This is a genomic window from Cryptosporangium aurantiacum, from assembly GCF_900143005.1.
Lineage (GTDB): Bacteria > Actinomycetota > Actinomycetes > Mycobacteriales > Cryptosporangiaceae > Cryptosporangium > Cryptosporangium aurantiacum.
This window is the reverse complement of the sequence record NZ_FRCS01000005.1, coordinates 303,725-319,946: the sequence shown is the minus strand read 5'-3', so window position 1 is coordinate 319,946 and position 16,222 is coordinate 303,725. Positions and strand designations below refer to the sequence as shown.

Below are 16,222 nucleotides of genomic sequence, written 5' to 3'. Positions count from 1 at the left end.
ATTTGCCCTACAGGTGGAAGTTGCCGGTATTACTGTGAACGTCGCTGACAAGCGAGACGTAGGTCACGTGCCGGGAGGGCGAATCGATGCGAGTTGCGCCTCCGCCTCCGGAGCTGACGAGCCGCAGCTGGGAGCGCCGGCGGAAGCGGCGACGTCGTCGGCGGACCGTGCTTCTCAGCCTCGTCGCCGTCGTGCTCTCGTTGACCGTCACGACGGTCACCGCGGTGCTCGTCTTCCGCTCCGGCTCGGTCGGTCCGAAGACCCCGCAGGCTGCCGCCGAGAAGTTTCTCCGCAGCATGGCGAAGAACAGCATCAACGAGTTCGAGCAGACGCTCTGCGAGCCGAAGCGGCATCAGGCCGGCGGGATCCTGCGCGAGTTCAACAGCGGGCTGGTCGACGTCGGTCAGGAGCTCGAGGACATGTCGTGGCGCATCACGAACGAGACCCGGCGCAGCGCGGAGGAGGTCGAACTCGACGTCGACGTCACGTTCGCGGTGATCGAGAAGCGGACGCAGCGGCGCGAGGAGACCCCGTTCCCGATGCGCATGCAGGCCGTCAAGGACCGCGGCTGGTACATCTGCGAAATCCAAATCCTTACTTTGTGAGCGGCCCGCCCAGGTCAGTGAAGAGGGTTTGGGCGGAGGTTGGCCCGCTCGGTGGTGGTGAGTAGCCGCCATTCGGAGGGGGTGCAGCCGTAGCGCTGTCGGAACGCGCGGCTGAACGTGGAGTGGTCGGCGAAGCCTGACCGGTGCGCGACCGCCGCTACCGAGGTCAGCGCGTTTGCGGGGTTCTCCAGCGTCTGCGCCGCGCGGTCCAGGCGCTCGGCGCGGATCCAGTCGCCCAGCGACACCCCCATCTGCGCGAGCACGGCGTAGAGGTAGCGCTTCGAGATACCGAAATGGGCCGCGAGCGCGTCCGCGGTGAGGCTCCGGTCGGTGACGTTGTCCCGTAGGTACAGCATCACCCGGACGCCCAGCGTGCGGCTCAGCGGTTGCCTGCTCAGGAACTCGTCACCGCCCGCGGTGGTCAGCAACGCTCGCAGCAGGTCGATCGTCGGCTGCGTGAGCGCGCGGGCGTGGTGCTCGGAGATCGGCGGTAACGCGCTGAGTTCCCGCAGGTAGCGGCTCACCAACGGCCCCAGGGGGCTGGTCGCCAGGTTGCGCATCAACACGTCACGGACGAACAGGTGCGGCAGCCCGAGCGCGGCCAACGGCACGGTGATCGACCGCGCCTCGACCTCCTCGGTCGCCTCCAGGCGCATCGGGGCGAGGCTCCAGTACGGCACGATCGCGCCCGCACCGCTCCGGTCGCAACGGTCGTTCTGCTCGATCGTGTACGGGCCGTCGGACATCGTCAGGATCAGCCGCGGCTCACCGTCCCGGCGCGCGACCGCCCTCGACCGGGACCCGTAGAAGTTGTCGAGCCGCGTATGGGTGACGTTGACCGGTCCGAAGTAGCGATCGAGGTGGCGGAACACGATCGGTCGACGTGAGTCGGCGGCGCGGGCACGGAACGGCACCGAGCACGAGCGCGCCGCCTCGTCCAGGACGTCGACGTGCGCGAATCGCTCCACGTCGCTCAGGTCGAACCTCTGCATGAGAGGAATCTTCGCGGTTCACGACCTGCACAGGAAGATGCACGCTCAGCCGAAGCGCAGAGCGGAGAGCGCTCTCTACCGTCCGAGACAGCGTCTCTTTCCACGATTCAGCGGAGTACAGCGATGACGGACACGATCGTGCTCATCCACGGTTTCTGGGTCACGCCCCGGAGCTGGGAGCACTGGATCACCCACTACGAGAAGAAAGGCTTCCGCGTCCTCGCACCGGGCTACCCCGGGTTCGAGGTGGAGGTCGAGGCACTCAACGCCGACCCGACCCCGATCGAGAAGCTCACCGCGCCGGCGATCATCGAGCACCTGTCCGCGATCGTGGGGGCGCTCCCGGAACCGCCGATCCTGATCGGACACTCCGCGGGCGGCGCGTTCACCCAGGTGCTGCTCGACCGGGGATACGGCGCTGCGGCGGTCGCGCTCAACTCGGCACCGACCGAGGGCGTCAAGGTGATCCCGTTCTCCCAGCTGAAGTCGACGTTCCCGGTGCTGAAGAGCCCGGCCAACCGGCACAAGGCCGTCGGCTTCACCTATGAGCAGTTCCACTACGCGTTCACGAACAACTTCCCCGAGGACGAGTCGCGCCGGCTGTACGAGCGGTACGCGATCCCGGCGTCCGGCGGCATTCTCTGGGACAGCGTGCTGGCCAACCTGCTGCCCGGCCCGCAGGACATCGCGGTGAACTACCACAACGACAACCGCGCGCCGCTGCTGTTCATCTCGGGGTCGCAAGACCACATCATGCCGCCCAGCGTGCAGGCGTCCAACGCCAAGCACTACAAGGGCAACACGGTCACCGAGGTGAAGCTCTACGAGGGGTACGCCCACCTCCTCCCGGCCCAGGAGGGCTGGGAGGAGATCGCCGACTACGCGCTGGAGTGGGCGCTGTCCCACGCCCGCTAGTTCGCGCTGACCCGTTCGCCTCCGGCCGTCTAGCGGCGGCCGGAGGCGATTGCGGTGCGGCGCTTGAGGAAGTCGCGCACCACGTACTCGCCCAGGTTGTCGGCGTCGGACGTGAAGATCCGGCCGCCGTTGCGCCGTGCCACCTCGGTCATGAAGTCGATCAACCGCGGGTCCTCACCCAGCATGAACACGTTGATCGCCACACCGGCGCGGGTGGCCCGGTCGACCTCGGCCAGCGTCAGCGCCAGCGTCTCCGGCATCGGCGGCCACATGAACACCGCCTCGCCGTCCCGCTCCAGGTGAGCGGTCGGCTCGCCGTCGGTCACCACCAGCAGTATCGGCTCGGCGTCCGAGTGCCGGGCCAGGTGCCGCCGCGCCAGCATCAGCGCGTGCTGGAGGTTCGTGCCCTGCACCGGGTCGAAGTCCAGTCCGGCCAGCTCCGCCGGACGGAGCGGCCGCGCGTACTGGCTGAAGCCGATCAGCTCGATCGAGTCCTGCGGGTAACGCGTGGTCACCAGGTGGTGCAGCGCCAGCGCGGTGGACTTGGCCGCGCCCCACGTCCCGTTCAGCTCCATCGAGTACGAGAGGTCGACGAGCAGTGCGACCGCCGCCCGTGACCGCCGCTCGGTCTCCACGACCTCGAAGTCGTCGACGGTGAGGTGCACACGACCGGTCACCGGCCCGGTCCGCAGCACCGCGTTCCGCACCGTGCGGACGACGTCCAGCGGCTGGGTGTCGCCGAACCGCCACTCCCGGCTGGTGCCGGTGAGCTCGCCCGCACCGCCCGCGTCCGCGATGTCGTGGTCCCCGCGAGGACCGTCGTGCAGCTGCGCGAACACCCGCTTCAGCGCCGTCGCGCCCAGCCGCCGCAGCGCCTTCGGCGCCAGCTCCAGCTGCCCGTTCCGGTTCTGCAGCCACCCCTGCCTGGTCAGTTCCCGTTCGATCCGGCGCAGGTTGTTGAGGTCGTCGACGGCCTCCCGGCCCAGCGCACGCTGCACCAGTTCTTCGTCGACGTCGTCCAGCCCCGCACCGGCGTACTGCTGACCGAGCTGCCGGTCCAGCGACTCGACGTCGGACAGGTCGGCGATCGCGCTGGTGGCGTCGCCCATGCCCAGGCCCTCCTGCCCGGACATCCGCGGGTCACCGCCCCACCGCAGATCGGGCCTGGCCGCGCGGAGTTGCTGGTTGAGCCGCTCCATCTCCGCGGAGAGCCCGAGATCGCCACCGAGCATCTGGTCCATCAGATCGCCCAGCTCGGCCCGTTGCTCGGCGGTGAGGCCGTCCATCATGCGCTGGGTGGCGGCGGCTCGCCGCGCCAGCTGGTCGATCAGCTCGTCGATGCTGCCTGGCCGTTCCGGGAAGAACTCGCCGTGCTTGTCGAGGAACCGGTCGAGGTCGGACTGCGTCGCCTCACCGCGCGCATGCTTGCTGAGCAGGTTGTTCAGGTCCGCGATCATGTCCCGGACCCGCTGCATGTCCTCCGGGGAGGCGTTCTGCAGCGCGTTCTTCATGCCGGCGAACTGCGAATCCAGTACTTCCCGCCGCAGCAGGTCCTGGATCTCCTGGTACTTCTCCGCCGCCTCGGGGGAGCGCCACTGCCGGTCGGTCAACGCGCGGACGGCACTCGCGGTCTCGTTCGGCAGAGCGTCCAGCTCGGCTTCTTCGAGGCGCGCCAGGTCGTCCGGGTCAGCGAACAACGTACGCTTCTCGGCCTCGAGCGCCTGATCCAGCAGTTCCCGGATCTGATCCAGGGTGCCGTCCAGGCGCCCGGACCGGCGTAGCTGGTCGCGCCGCCTGCGCAGCTTCCGGCGCAGGTCGTCCAGGCCGGAGAGGCCGTCCCGGCCGCGCTGCAGCAGCCGGCGCAGTGCGTCGGCCGGGGTGGACCCGGCCAGGATGTCGTCGCCGATCCCGTCCAGTGCTTCGCGGACGTCGAACGGCGGGGCCAGCGGGTCGGCGCCGCCCGACCAGCGGCCGTACCGGTAGCCACCGCGGCGCCGGGGAGGAGGCTCGATCGGTTCTGCGCTCATCGTGGCCCCTCAGGAACCGTAGAGGGTCTGACCGTCGGCCACGTCCTTGGCCAGACGGCGGTTGAGGTGGAGTCCTTCCATCGCGAACTCGATCGCGGCGGCGGCGAGACCGGGGGACTCGGCCCCGTCCGGCACGCCGAGCCGCTCGAGGATCTGGGCCAGGCCGGGCACGGTGCCGACCTGGTGCAGCAGGTCGGCCGCGGCCACGTTCTCCCCGGCCATCACCGTGCCGCCGTTCTCGAACTTGGTCTGCAACCCGGAGAGGTCGACGCCGGCCAGGTATCGCCGGAACGTCCTTGCCACCGCACGGCGGAGCAGGTGGTCGAGGACCTCGATCTCCCGCCCGTCCTCCAGGTCGCCGGAGAGGTCGGCGAACTCGACCTTGCCCCGGCTGGCCGGAACGACCGACGGCAGGTCGCTGACCCGGGCCACCGGCGCCTCGCCGGTCCGGGCGGCTCGCCGCACCGCGGACGCGGCCACGGTCTCCAGCGCCGCGATCGCGAACCGGGCCGAGACGCCGGAGCGCTGATCGACCTGCGGCGCCTCCCGGACCTCCCGGGTGAAGCGGGCGATGACCTCCCGCAGGTGGTCGGGCACGATCGGGTCGCCCAGCGGCTCGTCCGGCCAGCTGACCAGCGCTTCCTGCTCGATGACGGCCAGCTCGCCGGTGAGGTCGAGCGGGTAGTGGGTGCGGATCTCCGCGCCGAAGCGGTCCTTCAGCGGGGTGATGATCCGCCCGCGGTTCGTGTAGTCCTCGGGGTTCGCGCTGGCGACCACGAGCAGGTCGAGCGGGAGCCGCAGCGTGTAGCCGCGCACCTGCACGTCCCGCTCCTCGAGGACGTTCAGCAGCGAGACCTGGATGCGTTCGGCCAGGTCGGGAAGTTCGTTCACGGCGACGATGCCGCGGTTGGTGCGGGGAACGAGTCCGTAGTGGATGGTTTCCGGGTCGCCGAGCGTCCGGCCTTCGGCGACCTTGATCGGGTCGACGTCGCCGATCAGGTCACCGACCGACGTGTCCGGAGTGGCGAGCTTCTCGCCGAGCCGGAACGAGCGGTGGAGCCAGTCGACCGGGGTGGCGTCGCCGAGTTCGGCGACGAGGTTCTGCCCGTACACGCTGACCGGCGCGAACGGGTGGTCGTTGAGCTCGGAGCCGGCGATCACCGGTGTCCACTCGTCGAGCAGGGAGACCAGCGACCGGATCAGGCGAGTCTTGCCCTGCCCGCGCTCACCGAGCAGCACGAGGTCGTGGCCGGCGAGCAGAGCCCGCTCCAGCTCGGGAAGAACGGTGTCGTCGAAGCCGAGAATGCCGGGGACGGAAGGCTCGCCTGCCCGGAGTCGGGCCAGGAGGTTGTGCCGGATTTCGGCCTTCACGCCGCGGTAGGGGATCCCGGCGTCCCGAAGGGCGCCGAGAGTGGTGGGTTCGGGCCGGGCTGCCGCCTCGGCCGCCGAGGCATCACGCGTCACGGTCCGACGCTACGTCGGAATCGCCGGGCTGGCGACACGGTCAGTCGGACGCGATGGACCGCACCAGTTGTACGGTTGCGCCGTTCTCGTTCCAAATCGTCACGCGTTCGCAGATCTGCCGAGCCAGCCACAGGCCGCGCCCGCGCTCCTGTGCGGTTCCCGGCGGCCGGTACCCGGCGATCAGCGAGTTGACGATCGGCTCGGCGCTCCAGACGTCGCAGCAGAGCCGGCCGTCGTTCGCCCAGAAGCGTCCGACACCCCGGCCGCCCCCGTGCTCGACGGCGTTGCTCGCGATCTCGTAGATCGCGATCAGGAACTCCTGCGCCGCGTCCTCGGCCATGCCCGCGGCGCGGGCCCAGCCCAGCGTGGCCTGCCGGACGGCCGGGATCTCCGCCGCGCCGAACTCCAGCCGCATCGCGTCGGACGGCACCGCCAGCCGGCGTCGCGGTGGACGCGCGGCGAGGAAATCGGCCGCCGGGACGTAGGACGCCGAGGCCTCGACGCCCGCGGCGCCGATCGTCGAGGGATGCGTGCGGTGGGCGGTGTCCAGGACGTCCCCGTCGACGGCGGTCGTGTCGTACGCGCAGCAGAGGTCGACCGGCAAACCGGCCAGCGCGGTGTTGACCACCGCCTCGTAGCTCTCCCAGTCCGGGCGCGTCTCCGGGTCGTCCCAGCGGAGTTCGGTCAGTACCCGCAGGCGATGCCCGCCCCGGGCGCTGCGCTCGGCCCGGCGGGCGTACCCGCCGATCGTCCAGGCCGGGACGCGATGCCAGAACCGCTCGTCGACCACCTCGACACGATCGGCGAGGGAGCCCAGCGCCGCGGTCAGCTCAGCGGCGCGCGGGGTGGCCACGATGACCGCGTCGTCCTGCTCGATGCCCCGCCGGACGTACTCCAGCGCGCACCGGAGGAAATCATCCTCGGAGGAGTAGACCAGCGCGTGGTGCCCGAGCAGCGGGCCGGCGCCGGGCGGGGGATCGCCGTCGATCTGCGCCGCAGTCAACGCCGGCCCGAAACGGTCGGGCGCGGTACCCGCTGAACGGCTCCCACCGCTGAGCGCACAGTCGTCTCCTGCCCGTCGTCTCCCAGATGCACCGGCACTACCCGCGCAGCGAATTAGTAACCACCCCGGCGCCGGTAGGGTAACCACCGTTCTTAGACCCTCGCAGCACCCCCGGCACGAGCAGCGCCCGGACCAGTCAAGAGTGGCGAGGAAGCGCCCCCATCCGGCGGGTGGCACGATCGTCGACATGCCGACCGTGGATTCGTTGGTGACCCCGCCCGACCTGGTGACGTCGGACGACGTCCGGGCCGCCCGCGACGTGCTGGCCGGGGTGGTGCGGCGGACGCCGCTGGAGGAGTGCGAGCCGCTCCGCGCGGTGGTCGGCGGCCCGACGTACCTGAAGTGCGAGAACCTGCAGCACGCTGGTTCGTTCAAGCTCCGCGGCGCGTACCTGCGGCTGGCCAGGCTGTCGCCGGAGGAGCGGGCCACCGGCGTGGTCGCGGCCAGCGCGGGCAACCACGCGCAGGGCGTCGCGCTGGCGGCGCGCCGGGTGGGCACCCATGCCACGGTGTTCATGCCGATTGGCGCGTCGCTCCCGAAGGTCGCGGCTACCCGTGAGTACGGCGCGACCGTCGAACTGGTCGGTGACTCGATCGACCAGGCGATGGCTGCCGCCACCCAGTTCGCCGCCGAGCGCGGCGCCGTGTACGTGCACCCGTTCGACCACCCGGACGTCGTCGCAGGTCAGGGCACGGTCGGGCTGGAGATCCTGGAGCAGTGCCCCGACGCGCGGACGATCGTCGTCCCGACCGGCGGAGGCGGCCTGGTCGCCGGGATCGGGACCGTGATCGCCGCCGAGCGACCCGAGGTCCGGCTGGTCGCGGTGCAGGCGTCCGGTGCCGCGGCGGTGCCGCCGTCGCTGACCGCCGGGCGCCCGGTCGCGCTGGCCGAGATGCGGACGATGGCCGACGGCATCGCGGTCGGTCAGCCCGGCGCGCTCACCCTCGCGCACATCAGCGCCCAGGTCGACGAGGTGCGCACGGTCACCGAGGAGCACCTCTCCCAAGCCCTGCTGTTCGCGCTGGAGCGGGCGAAGGTGGTGGTCGAACCCGCCGGTGCGGCGGCGCTCGCGGCGGTACTGGCCGACCCGGAGGCGTTCGCGCCGCCGGTCGTCGTCGTGCTGTCCGGCGGGAACATCGACCCGTTGCTGCTGCTGCGGGTGATCGAGCACGGCATGGGGGCGGCCGGGCGGTACCTCGACATGACCGTGCGGTTCGCCGACCGTCCGGGCATGCTCGCCGGGCTGCTCGGCGTCCTGGCCCGGCAGCGCGCGAACGTGCTGGACATCGCGCACGTCCGGCACGACGCCGCGCTGCGGGTCGGGGACGTCGAGGTGTCGCTCACCGTGGAGACCGACGGGCCGGACCACTCCCACCGGACCGTGAACGCACTGCGGGCCGCAGGTTACTCAGTGGAGTGACCCGCGGCCCGCGTGACGAGACGAACTAGCCGGCGAACGGCTCGAGCTTGGCGATCGTGACGTTGATCGTGCGGCCGTTGGGCGCCTCGTAGGACACCTTGTCGCCGGGCTTGTGCTCCAGGATCGCGGCGCCGAGCGCGGACTCCGGTGAGTACACGGTCAGGTCCGTGGTGGAGGAGATCTCCCGGGAGCCGAGGAGGAAGGTCTCGGTGTCGTCGGGGTCGCCGTCGAACTCCACGGTGACGACGGTGCCGGGCACGACGACGGTCGCCTTGGTGGGCGCCTCGCCGACTCGTGCGCTGCGGAGCAGGTCTTCGAGCTGCCGGATCCGGCCCTCCTGCTTACCCTGCTCCTCCTTGGCGGCGTGGTAGCCGCCGTTCTCACGCAGGTCGCCTTCCTCGCGCCGCGCGTTGATCTCCGCCGCGATCACCGGGCGGTTCGACTTGAGCTCCTCGAGCTCGGCCTTCAGCCGGTCGAACGCCTCCTGGGTGAGCCAGGTTGCGCGCGCCTCATCGGTCGTAGACACGGGTGCTCCTCGGGGGTCAACGGATAGTTCTGGATCGAGCAGAGCTTCATAGGATAGCCCGGTAGAGCGTTTCCGGGCCGGGCTCGGGGAAGCCCAATGCAGTCACGTGGTTACTCAGCCGGTTTTTTCAACGACTGTGCGGACCGACGTCAACCTCGCCAGGAGCCGGCCCATCGTCGCTTCTCAGCTGGATGGCATCGGGTCCTGGCGTGATCGACTGCGGTGCGTCTCACCACGCTGACTACCTCTCTCGCCGCCTCGGGAGGACGCCCCCAGGCGACCGGATGACCAGGATGACATCTGGATGCCACCCCGTTCAACGACTCACGCGATCGGAAGTGCCCGAGCGATCAGGATTCCGGCCTCACGGGCAACCCGCAGCCGCACTGGAATCAGGCTGCTCGGCCGACTCTTCGGGGCTCGGCTCGGTGGTCTCGTCCGGCGACTCCGACGGGTCGGCCTGCGTAGTCGCATCGGTGGCCACCGTGGCGTCGGCCGAGGTGGTGGCGGCGAGCGCCCGGGCGCGGACCGACCCGAGGTCGGCGGCCATCGCCGCCGCGCAGGTCGGCGTCGGGCGGGAGGCGGTGCTCGGGCGGCTCGTCCGGCCGGGGTTGCCCGGCCGCGGGGGTGGGTTCCGGGTTTCCGGTTCCTCGGCGGTCCCACCGTCGTCGCCGGCCGGCGGTGCGGCGGGGGCGACCCCGGGCCGTGCCGCACCGGGGGTGGTGCCCGGGGCGCTTCCCGGCCCGGCCGTGCCGCTCGCGGTCGTCGCCGGTTTCGGACCGATCTGCAGGCGCGGGCCGGACGTGGGCTCCGTCCCGTCGGCAGGCAGGCCGTCCGGTCCGAGGGTGGCGGTGGCGCCCGGCGAGGCCGCCGAGAACGGCGGTGCGTTGCTGTCCGCCTGGTTGCTCGGTTGCGCGTGCAGCATGGCCAGCGTGACGCCGAGGACGCCGACCGCGACGGTCATCCCGACGGTGGACAGCCCGAGCCGGACCGGCGCCACGGGTTCCGGCATCCGGTGGCGCCCGGCGTAGGTCCGCCGGGCCAGCGCCGAACGCTCCGGACGCCGGGTGACCAGCGCCAGCGGGCGCTCGCGCGAGTCGACGGTCTCCGCCGCCGGGAACGGCACCGCGGGGAGGTCGACGGTGGTGGCGTCCTCGTCGCGGCGCAACGCCGGGAGCGAGTCGGTCGTGGCGTCGGCGACAGGCCTGCCGAGCGGTAACGGCAGCCGCCCCGACCACTCCGGGACGACCGGCTCTTCCGGCTCCGGAGCCGTCACCGGCAGTTCCTCGGTGACGTCGGAGAGGCGGTCGTACTCGCCGGTATAACCGGCGTCGTAGCCGGCGCGGTCGAGCGCGGCTTCCTGCTCGGCCGCCCGGGCGCGGGCCCAGTACAGCGGGTCGGTCGTCGCGGCTGCGTGCCGGGAGACGCTCCGACGGCGCGACGCATCGCCCCCGTCGTGGCGGTCGCCACCACGGGAGGACGTGGGTTCGTGCCGAGCAGCCATGCGGGCGAGGTCTCCGGTCGGTCGTCGTGACAACCGTCAGCGGAGAAGGCCGGCGGCTACGTGCGGAAGACCCCGTCACGCACTAGCCAGGTAACCCCGGGAATCTCCCAGCGGCGAGGCTGCTGTCCGGATGCGATCCCGCTACCCGACCTCACCGTCCATCGTTCGGAGGAACGGTTGCCCCTCTGGACACTCCAATTATCGGAACGGCGCGCAGAGGCTCCCGGTTCACGCCGGAACGCATCCGGCCGTCTCGCCGCTGACCGCGCGCTGCGTCGTGGGAAGGATCACGATCTGCGTGACCACGGAATCACCCTCCGGAACCGAGATCTCGGTACGGCCCACTTCGGAGCCGTCCTCGGCCCGGGAGCGCACCGCACACTTCAGCGGTGTGTCGCGCGGTCCGGACACCTCCACCTCGATCCGCACGGCCCGGTCGGAGGTCACCGAGTAGCGCAGCACCCGGGACTCGACGTGGTCGTCGCCGTAGGTCGTGTAGAGCTTTCCTGCGACGCCGAACCCCCCGACCACGACCACTCCGACCAGGGCCGGAACCAGCCATCGTGGATAGCTGCGCGATGCGCGTCGCCGGCCGTACCGGCCGGGCGGAAATACGGGTGCGGTCACGAGCGCTCCGGTAGTGGGGTCGGCGAGCCAGTGTGACGGCGGCTTCGCCGGTCGTGGACAATTCATCTATCAGCTACGCAGCAACGTATCCCGAGCTGTTCAGGGACGAAGTCGCGGTAGCACCGAGGCGAGGGAGAACCGGCGCGTGTCCGAGCAGATGCGTCTGATGGCGGTGCACGCTCATCCGGACGACGAGTCGAGCAAGGGGGCCGCCACCATGGCCCGGTACGTCCGGGCCGGCGTCTCGGTGCTGGTGGCGACGTGTACCGGCGGCGAGCGTGGCTCGGTGCTCAACCCCCAGATGGACCGTCCGGAGGTGTGGGCGAACCTCAGCGATCTCCGCCGCGCCGAGATGGAGCGGGCGCGCGAGATCCTCGGCGTCGACCAGGCCTGGCTGGGTTTCGTCGACTCGGGTCTGCCGGAGGGTGACCCGCTGCCCCCGCTGCCGGACGGATGCTTCGCGCTCCAGCCGCTCGAGGTGGCCGCCGCGCCGCTGGTGCGACTGGTCCGCGAGTTCCGCCCGCACGTGATCCTCACGTACGACGAGAACGGCGGTTACCCGCACCCGGACCACATCATGTGTCACAAGGTCTCGGTCGAGGCCTTCGAGGCGGCCGGTGACCCGGATCGGTACGTCGAGCAGGGCGAACCGTGGCAGCCGCTGAAGCTCTACTACCACATGAGCTTCAGCAAGGCCCGGGTGATCGCGCTCGACGAGGCGATGCGGGCGGACGGTCTGGACTCGCCCTACGCCGAGTGGCTGGAGAAGTGGCCGAACGACCGGCCGGATCCGGGGGACCGGATCACCACGCGGGTCGCGTGCGGCGAGTTCTTCTCGGTGCGGGACGATGCACTGCGGGCCCACGCGACGCAGGTCGACCCGAACGGCCGGTGGTTCGACGTGCCGCTGGAGATCCAGCAGCGGGTGTGGCCGACCGAGGACTACGAGTTGGCCCGGTCCGCGGTCGAGAGCGACACTCCCGAGGACGACCTGTTCGCAGGAGTACGAGAGGCGGTGAAGATCCGATGATCGTCGAGGCGACAGACACCGTCATCGAGGCGGCGAACAACTTCGGTGACACGCGGGAGGGCGCCGGCGCGGGGCCGATGGCGCTCGCCGTGGTGGCACTGCTGGCGATCGCGACGATTCTGCTGTGGCGGAACATGACCGCACGGATCAAGCGACTGCCCACGTCCTTCCCAGATCGGCCCGAGGGCTCCACCGAGACGAAGGTCGAGAGCACCACCACCGAGACGACCGCGGCGCGCACGGACGCTGCCGCGGGTCCCACCGGCACTGACGCCGGTAGCACCGAGCGCTGACCACGCACGGGCCGAACCCGGCAGGTATTTCGCGCCTGCCGGGGGCCGGCCCCTCCGTGGCCCGCCGGCCGTGACCGGCGGACGCTTCGGCGGCGCTGCGACCTGTACGCGGGGTCGGGCTCGCCGCCCACGTCGGTGACGCGCCGTATTGGCGCGCCGACGTTGCGCATATCTCTTCTATTCGTGTGCCGAAAAAGCGGTGACTTCCCTTCTGCGGGCACGGAGAGTAACCTTCAGTCGTAACGGCATGAGCTCTTTCGAATCCTTGTCGCAAAGGCTGATCGGTAACGCTTCGCCTATGAATAGACTACGCGCCGTATAGCGTCCCGTTAGCGATCGCGAGTATTTCCGACTAGCGGGTGAACGCACATTAATGATTGTCCATTGATGCGACTTCACGTATGGCGATAGCGCTACTACTCTCGGGCGTACTGCTATTCAAAGGCCGGCTGGTAAATCGGCGAGAGAATTTGCGGTCGAATATTTCTACTTACGTTGTCTGGCGTTCGGATGGTGAAACGCGAAGGACGCACTTATCCGTCCTGCGTAACCGAACGTGTACCGGCGGTGGAGCTCGGGAAGGAGATGTCGACGATGCAGGGCGCTACGTGGGGCTGAATTTAACCTGAGTGAACGATGTGAATGGTTGGCTTGATGTGACGGGAGGTGTGTAGTGATGCGTGGTGCTACCTGGGGCTGAGATGCCCGGATCTGTCTGATCGGGATGGGCGACGGAGGTGTGGACGTGCGCGGCGCAACGTGGGGCTGAGGGTCGGATGTGGACGGCGGTGACGAGATCGGCGGGAGGTGTTCGTCATGCGCGGCGCGACGTGGGGCTGAACCGGACAGACACGAGCGGCGTAGAGGGAACAGCGTGAGGAGGGACGTCATGCGTGGCGCAACGTGGGGCTGAATGCACGGTTTGTGGCCGGAGTGGAAATTCATGACTCTTGGGAATGGAGGGAATCGCCATGCGTGGCGCTACCTGGGGCTGAGTGCGAACGATGACCGGGAATTGCACTAGGAGGGGAGTTGCGTGATGAGCGGTGCCACCTGGGGCTAAACTGCGCAGCGTAGCGAGACCGTCATTGACGGCTCACAATTTCGCGGTAGATCCGGCTTCATACGCGTGAGTCGGTAAAGCTCACCCATCTATCGCCTCGTAACCCGTGACGCACCCGCCCTCCGTCGGAGAGGATCGTCGTGGCGTGGCCGTATCGGTCATGCGGTCGGCACCCAGGGAGGCGGCGTGGACGCGGTTATCGGCGCCCAACGACTGTCGCTTCCCAGTCGTCTTCGCGCCTTGATCACAGGTATGACCGTATTAGCGGCGGTCTGTATTGCGGGCGTCGCGCTGACTTTGCCCGGCCCCGGCACGGACTGGTGGGCCATCCCGCTGGTCACCGTGATGGTGGCGATCAGCAGGCTGTGGATCGTTCGCCGCTACATCGGTGGCAGCGGCATCCTCGTCGACTGGGGAGAAGCGGTTCTCATCGTCGGCCTGGTCCTTCTTCCGCCTGCCTGGACCGTCCTGACCGCTGCGCTCGGTACCGCGGTCGCGATGGCGTGGAAGCGGTTCGACCCGGTCAAAGCCTGGTTCAACGTGGCGACGACGATCGTCGGTGTCAGCGTCGCCGCGAGCGTCATGGTCGCGATCGCCGGCTCCCAGCCGGACCCGATCAGCTGGCGCGGCGCACTGGCCCTGACCGCGATGGCGACGATCTCGGCCGTCGTCAGCGAGTTGGCCTGTGCGGGAGCGGTCGCGTTCTCCCGCGGGGACACCTACCGCGCGGTCGTATTCGACGGGGCAGGCACCCGGACGCTCGGCCTGCTGATGAATCTCGCGATCGGCGCGATGATTCTCGCGGTCGCCCGGTACGCGCCGTATCTCTTGATCGTTCTGCCGCCCGTCACCTGGTTGCTGATCGAAGGCTTCGCCGGGCGGGTGCGTACCCGGATCGAGCGTCGGATGTGGCAGCGGCTCTCCGCGGCCACCCGGGAGATGAGTCACCTCGACATCGACGCGGTGTTACGGACAGCGATCGTGGAATCGGCGAAGTTGTTCTCCGCGGATGTCGTCGAGGTCGAATGGAAAAGGGCGAACGGCGATTCCGTCCTCACCCGGGGTGACGCCGGAGGCAAGATCTGGCAGGGCAAGCCGGGCGTCTACCGGCCCGAGCAGAGCGCGTATCCGGTCTCGTTGATGAACGGCTCCGGTCCCTCGTTCGGTGAGCTGCGCCTCTGCTTCCGTTCCCAGGTCAGGCTCCCCGAGCGCGAGCAGCTCGCGCTGGCGTCGCTGGGCAGCGCGCTCGCCGGCACCATGCAGAACGCGTACGTGCACCAGCAGCTGCACGACCTCGCGACGCAGGACACGATGACCGGCCTGGCCAACCGGGCCTGCCTGATGGCCGAGGGCAACGCGGTGCTGACCAGCGGGCACGGCACGGTCGCGCTGCTCCTGCTCGACCTCGACCACTTCCGCCAGGTCAACGACACGCTGGGGCACGAGGCGGGCGACGAACTGCTCCGCGTCGTCGCCGGGCGGCTCCGGGCCGAGGCGGCGCCGGGGGAGACGCTGGCCCGCCTGCACGGCGACGAGTTCGCGCTGCTGATGCCCGGCCAGGCTGACCTGCGGGCGGCGCTGGCACACGCGCGCGCACGCGGCGAGGCGCTGCTCGGCGCGCTGGGCGGCGGACCGCTCGTGGTGGACGGCGTCGAGCTCTCGGTCGAGGCGACGGCGGGGTTCGTCGCCGCCGAGACCGGCGGGTGCGACATGGTCGAGTTGCTCCGCCGTGCGGACTCGGCGATGTACCGGGCGAAGGCGGGCGGCATCCAGCTGCTCGAGTTCGACGCGGCCCGCGACACCGCCAGCGTCGACCGGCTGGCCCTGGCGTCGGAGATGCAGGCCGCGCTGGCCGCCGACGATCAGATCGTCATCCAGCTGCAGCCGAGCATCGATCTGGAGGCCGGTGTCCCGCTCGGCGCCGAGGTTCTGGTCCGCTGGCGGCACCCGCGCCGCGGCCTGCTGACGCCCGCCGCGTTCATCCCTGACCTGGAGCACACCGACCTGATCGCGCCGCTGACCCGGCGCGTGTTCGAGCTGGCCCTGGGCACCTACCGCGCCTGGCTGGAAGACGGCGTGGACGCCCCGGTGGCGGTCAACCTCTCCGCCCGCTCGCTCCTGGACCGGGACCTTCCCGAGGAGGTCGGGCGGCTGCTCGCCGAGTTCGACGTGCCGCCGGACCGGCTGGTGCTCGAGATCACCGAGACCGCGATGATGAGCGAGCTCGAGGTCGTCGACGAGGTGCTCACCGCGCTGCGGGAGCTGGGCGTCCGGCTCTCCCTGGACGACTTCGGCACCGGTTTCTCGTCGCTGACGTCGGTCGCGCGCGTCACCGTCGACGAGATCAAGATCGACCGGCAGTTCGTGATCGCGATGGGCAGCTCCCGGCAGGCGGAGGCCGTCGTCCGGATGACCGTGGGCCTGGCGCAGACGCTCGGCCTGCGGGCCATCGCCGAAGGCGTGGAGACCGCCCAGCAGCGCACCGAGCTGATCAAGCTCGGCTGCCACGGCGCGCAGGGCTTCTTCTTCTACCCTCCCCTCGACCCGGACGAGGCGAAGACCGTTCTCGCCGGACGTGGGCCAGGTCACCCGAACTGATCCGCGGCCGATTTTGTCTTAGGCCGGTCGACAAATACCGTTAACCACACCTTATTTGACGACGGCTCGTAGCCGGTGATCGCGATACTGGTCTG

Annotated in this window: 13 protein-coding genes; 6 read left to right on the top strand and 7 right to left on the bottom strand. The window is 70.0% G+C overall.

Translation table 11 applies throughout. The annotated features are described in order from the left end of the window. Positions 1-86: 86 nt before the first annotated feature. Positions 87-605: a hypothetical protein gene (locus BUB75_RS19095; protein ID WP_143175295.1), complete on the top strand. Its 519-nt coding sequence runs from the start codon at positions 87-89 to the stop codon at positions 603-605. A gap of 14 nt (positions 606-619) precedes the next feature. Here BUB75_RS19095 and BUB75_RS19090 read toward each other — a convergent pair whose 3' ends face one another. Continuing rightward, positions 620-1,597: an AraC family transcriptional regulator gene (locus tag BUB75_RS19090; RefSeq protein WP_073258894.1), complete on the bottom strand. Its 978-nt coding sequence runs from the start codon at positions 1,595-1,597 to the stop codon at positions 620-622. A gap of 123 nt (positions 1,598-1,720) precedes the next feature. On the opposite strand from BUB75_RS19090, the gene BUB75_RS19085 reads away from it, so the two are divergent. Continuing rightward, a complete protein-coding gene (locus BUB75_RS19085; protein WP_073258893.1) occupies positions 1,721-2,512 on the top strand; it encodes an alpha/beta hydrolase in 792 nt (263 codons plus the stop codon). Positions 2,513-2,541: 29 nt separating this feature from the next. Here the strand turns inward: BUB75_RS19085 and BUB75_RS19080 are convergent, their stop codons facing one another. Genes BUB75_RS19080 through BUB75_RS19070 form a run of 3 tightly spaced genes read right to left on the bottom strand, consistent with a single transcriptional unit; the run spans position 2,542 to position 7,006 of the window. After that, on the bottom strand, positions 2,542-4,539 hold the full coding sequence (locus tag BUB75_RS19080) for a vWA domain-containing protein (protein WP_073258892.1): 1,998 nt from the start codon (positions 4,537-4,539) through the stop codon (positions 2,542-2,544). A gap of 9 nt (positions 4,540-4,548) precedes the next feature. After that, positions 4,549-6,003 (bottom strand): sigma 54-interacting transcriptional regulator, encoded by a 1,455-nt coding sequence (locus tag BUB75_RS19075; RefSeq protein WP_073258891.1) that lies wholly within the window; start codon positions 6,001-6,003, stop codon positions 4,549-4,551. A 40-nt stretch (positions 6,004-6,043) separates the two neighbouring features. Continuing rightward, entirely contained in the window at positions 6,044-7,006 is a 963-nt protein-coding gene (locus BUB75_RS19070; RefSeq protein WP_073258890.1) for a sensor histidine kinase, read from the bottom strand. A gap of 247 nt (positions 7,007-7,253) precedes the next feature. Here BUB75_RS19070 and ilvA point away from each other — a divergent pair, with 247 nt between their 5' ends. Then, positions 7,254-8,486: a threonine ammonia-lyase gene (gene ilvA / locus BUB75_RS19065; protein ID WP_073258889.1), complete on the top strand. Its 1,233-nt coding sequence runs from the start codon at positions 7,254-7,256 to the stop codon at positions 8,484-8,486. Positions 8,487-8,511: 25 nt separating this feature from the next. On the opposite strand, the gene greA is transcribed toward ilvA, so the two are convergent. The 3 genes from greA to BUB75_RS19050 form a co-directional block, all read right to left on the bottom strand. Beyond that, positions 8,512-9,012 carry a transcription elongation factor GreA gene (greA, locus tag BUB75_RS19060; RefSeq protein WP_073258888.1) on the bottom strand — a complete coding sequence of 167 codons (501 nt, stop codon included), beginning with the start codon at positions 9,010-9,012 and terminating at the stop codon, positions 8,512-8,514. A gap of 364 nt (positions 9,013-9,376) precedes the next feature. Further along, positions 9,377-10,516 carry a hypothetical protein gene (locus BUB75_RS19055; protein ID WP_073258887.1) on the bottom strand — a complete coding sequence of 380 codons (1,140 nt, stop codon included), beginning with the start codon at positions 10,514-10,516 and terminating at the stop codon, positions 9,377-9,379. Positions 10,517-10,744: 228 nt separating this feature from the next. After that, positions 10,745-11,143: a DUF4307 domain-containing protein gene (locus BUB75_RS19050; protein ID WP_073258886.1), complete on the bottom strand. Its 399-nt coding sequence runs from the start codon at positions 11,141-11,143 to the stop codon at positions 10,745-10,747. A 145-nt stretch (positions 11,144-11,288) separates the two neighbouring features. Here BUB75_RS19050 and mca point away from each other — a divergent pair, with 145 nt between their 5' ends. The 3 genes from mca to BUB75_RS19035 all read left to right on the top strand — a co-directional run bounded on the left by mca (position 11,289) and on the right by BUB75_RS19035 (position 16,127). Beyond that, on the top strand, positions 11,289-12,173 hold the full coding sequence (gene mca / locus BUB75_RS19045) for a mycothiol conjugate amidase Mca (RefSeq protein ID WP_073258885.1): 885 nt from the start codon (positions 11,289-11,291) through the stop codon (positions 12,171-12,173). After that, a complete protein-coding gene (locus BUB75_RS19040) occupies positions 12,170-12,466 on the top strand; it encodes a hypothetical protein (RefSeq protein WP_073258884.1) in 297 nt (98 codons plus the stop codon). Before mca ends, BUB75_RS19040 begins: the two co-directional genes overlap by 4 nt. 1,315 nt (positions 12,467-13,781) lie before the next feature. Then, the gene (locus BUB75_RS19035) at positions 13,782-16,127 is read left to right on the top strand and encodes a putative bifunctional diguanylate cyclase/phosphodiesterase (protein ID WP_084741481.1); all 2,346 of its coding nucleotides are present in this window, start codon (positions 13,782-13,784) and stop codon (positions 16,125-16,127) included. Positions 16,128-16,222: the final 95 nt, after the last annotated feature.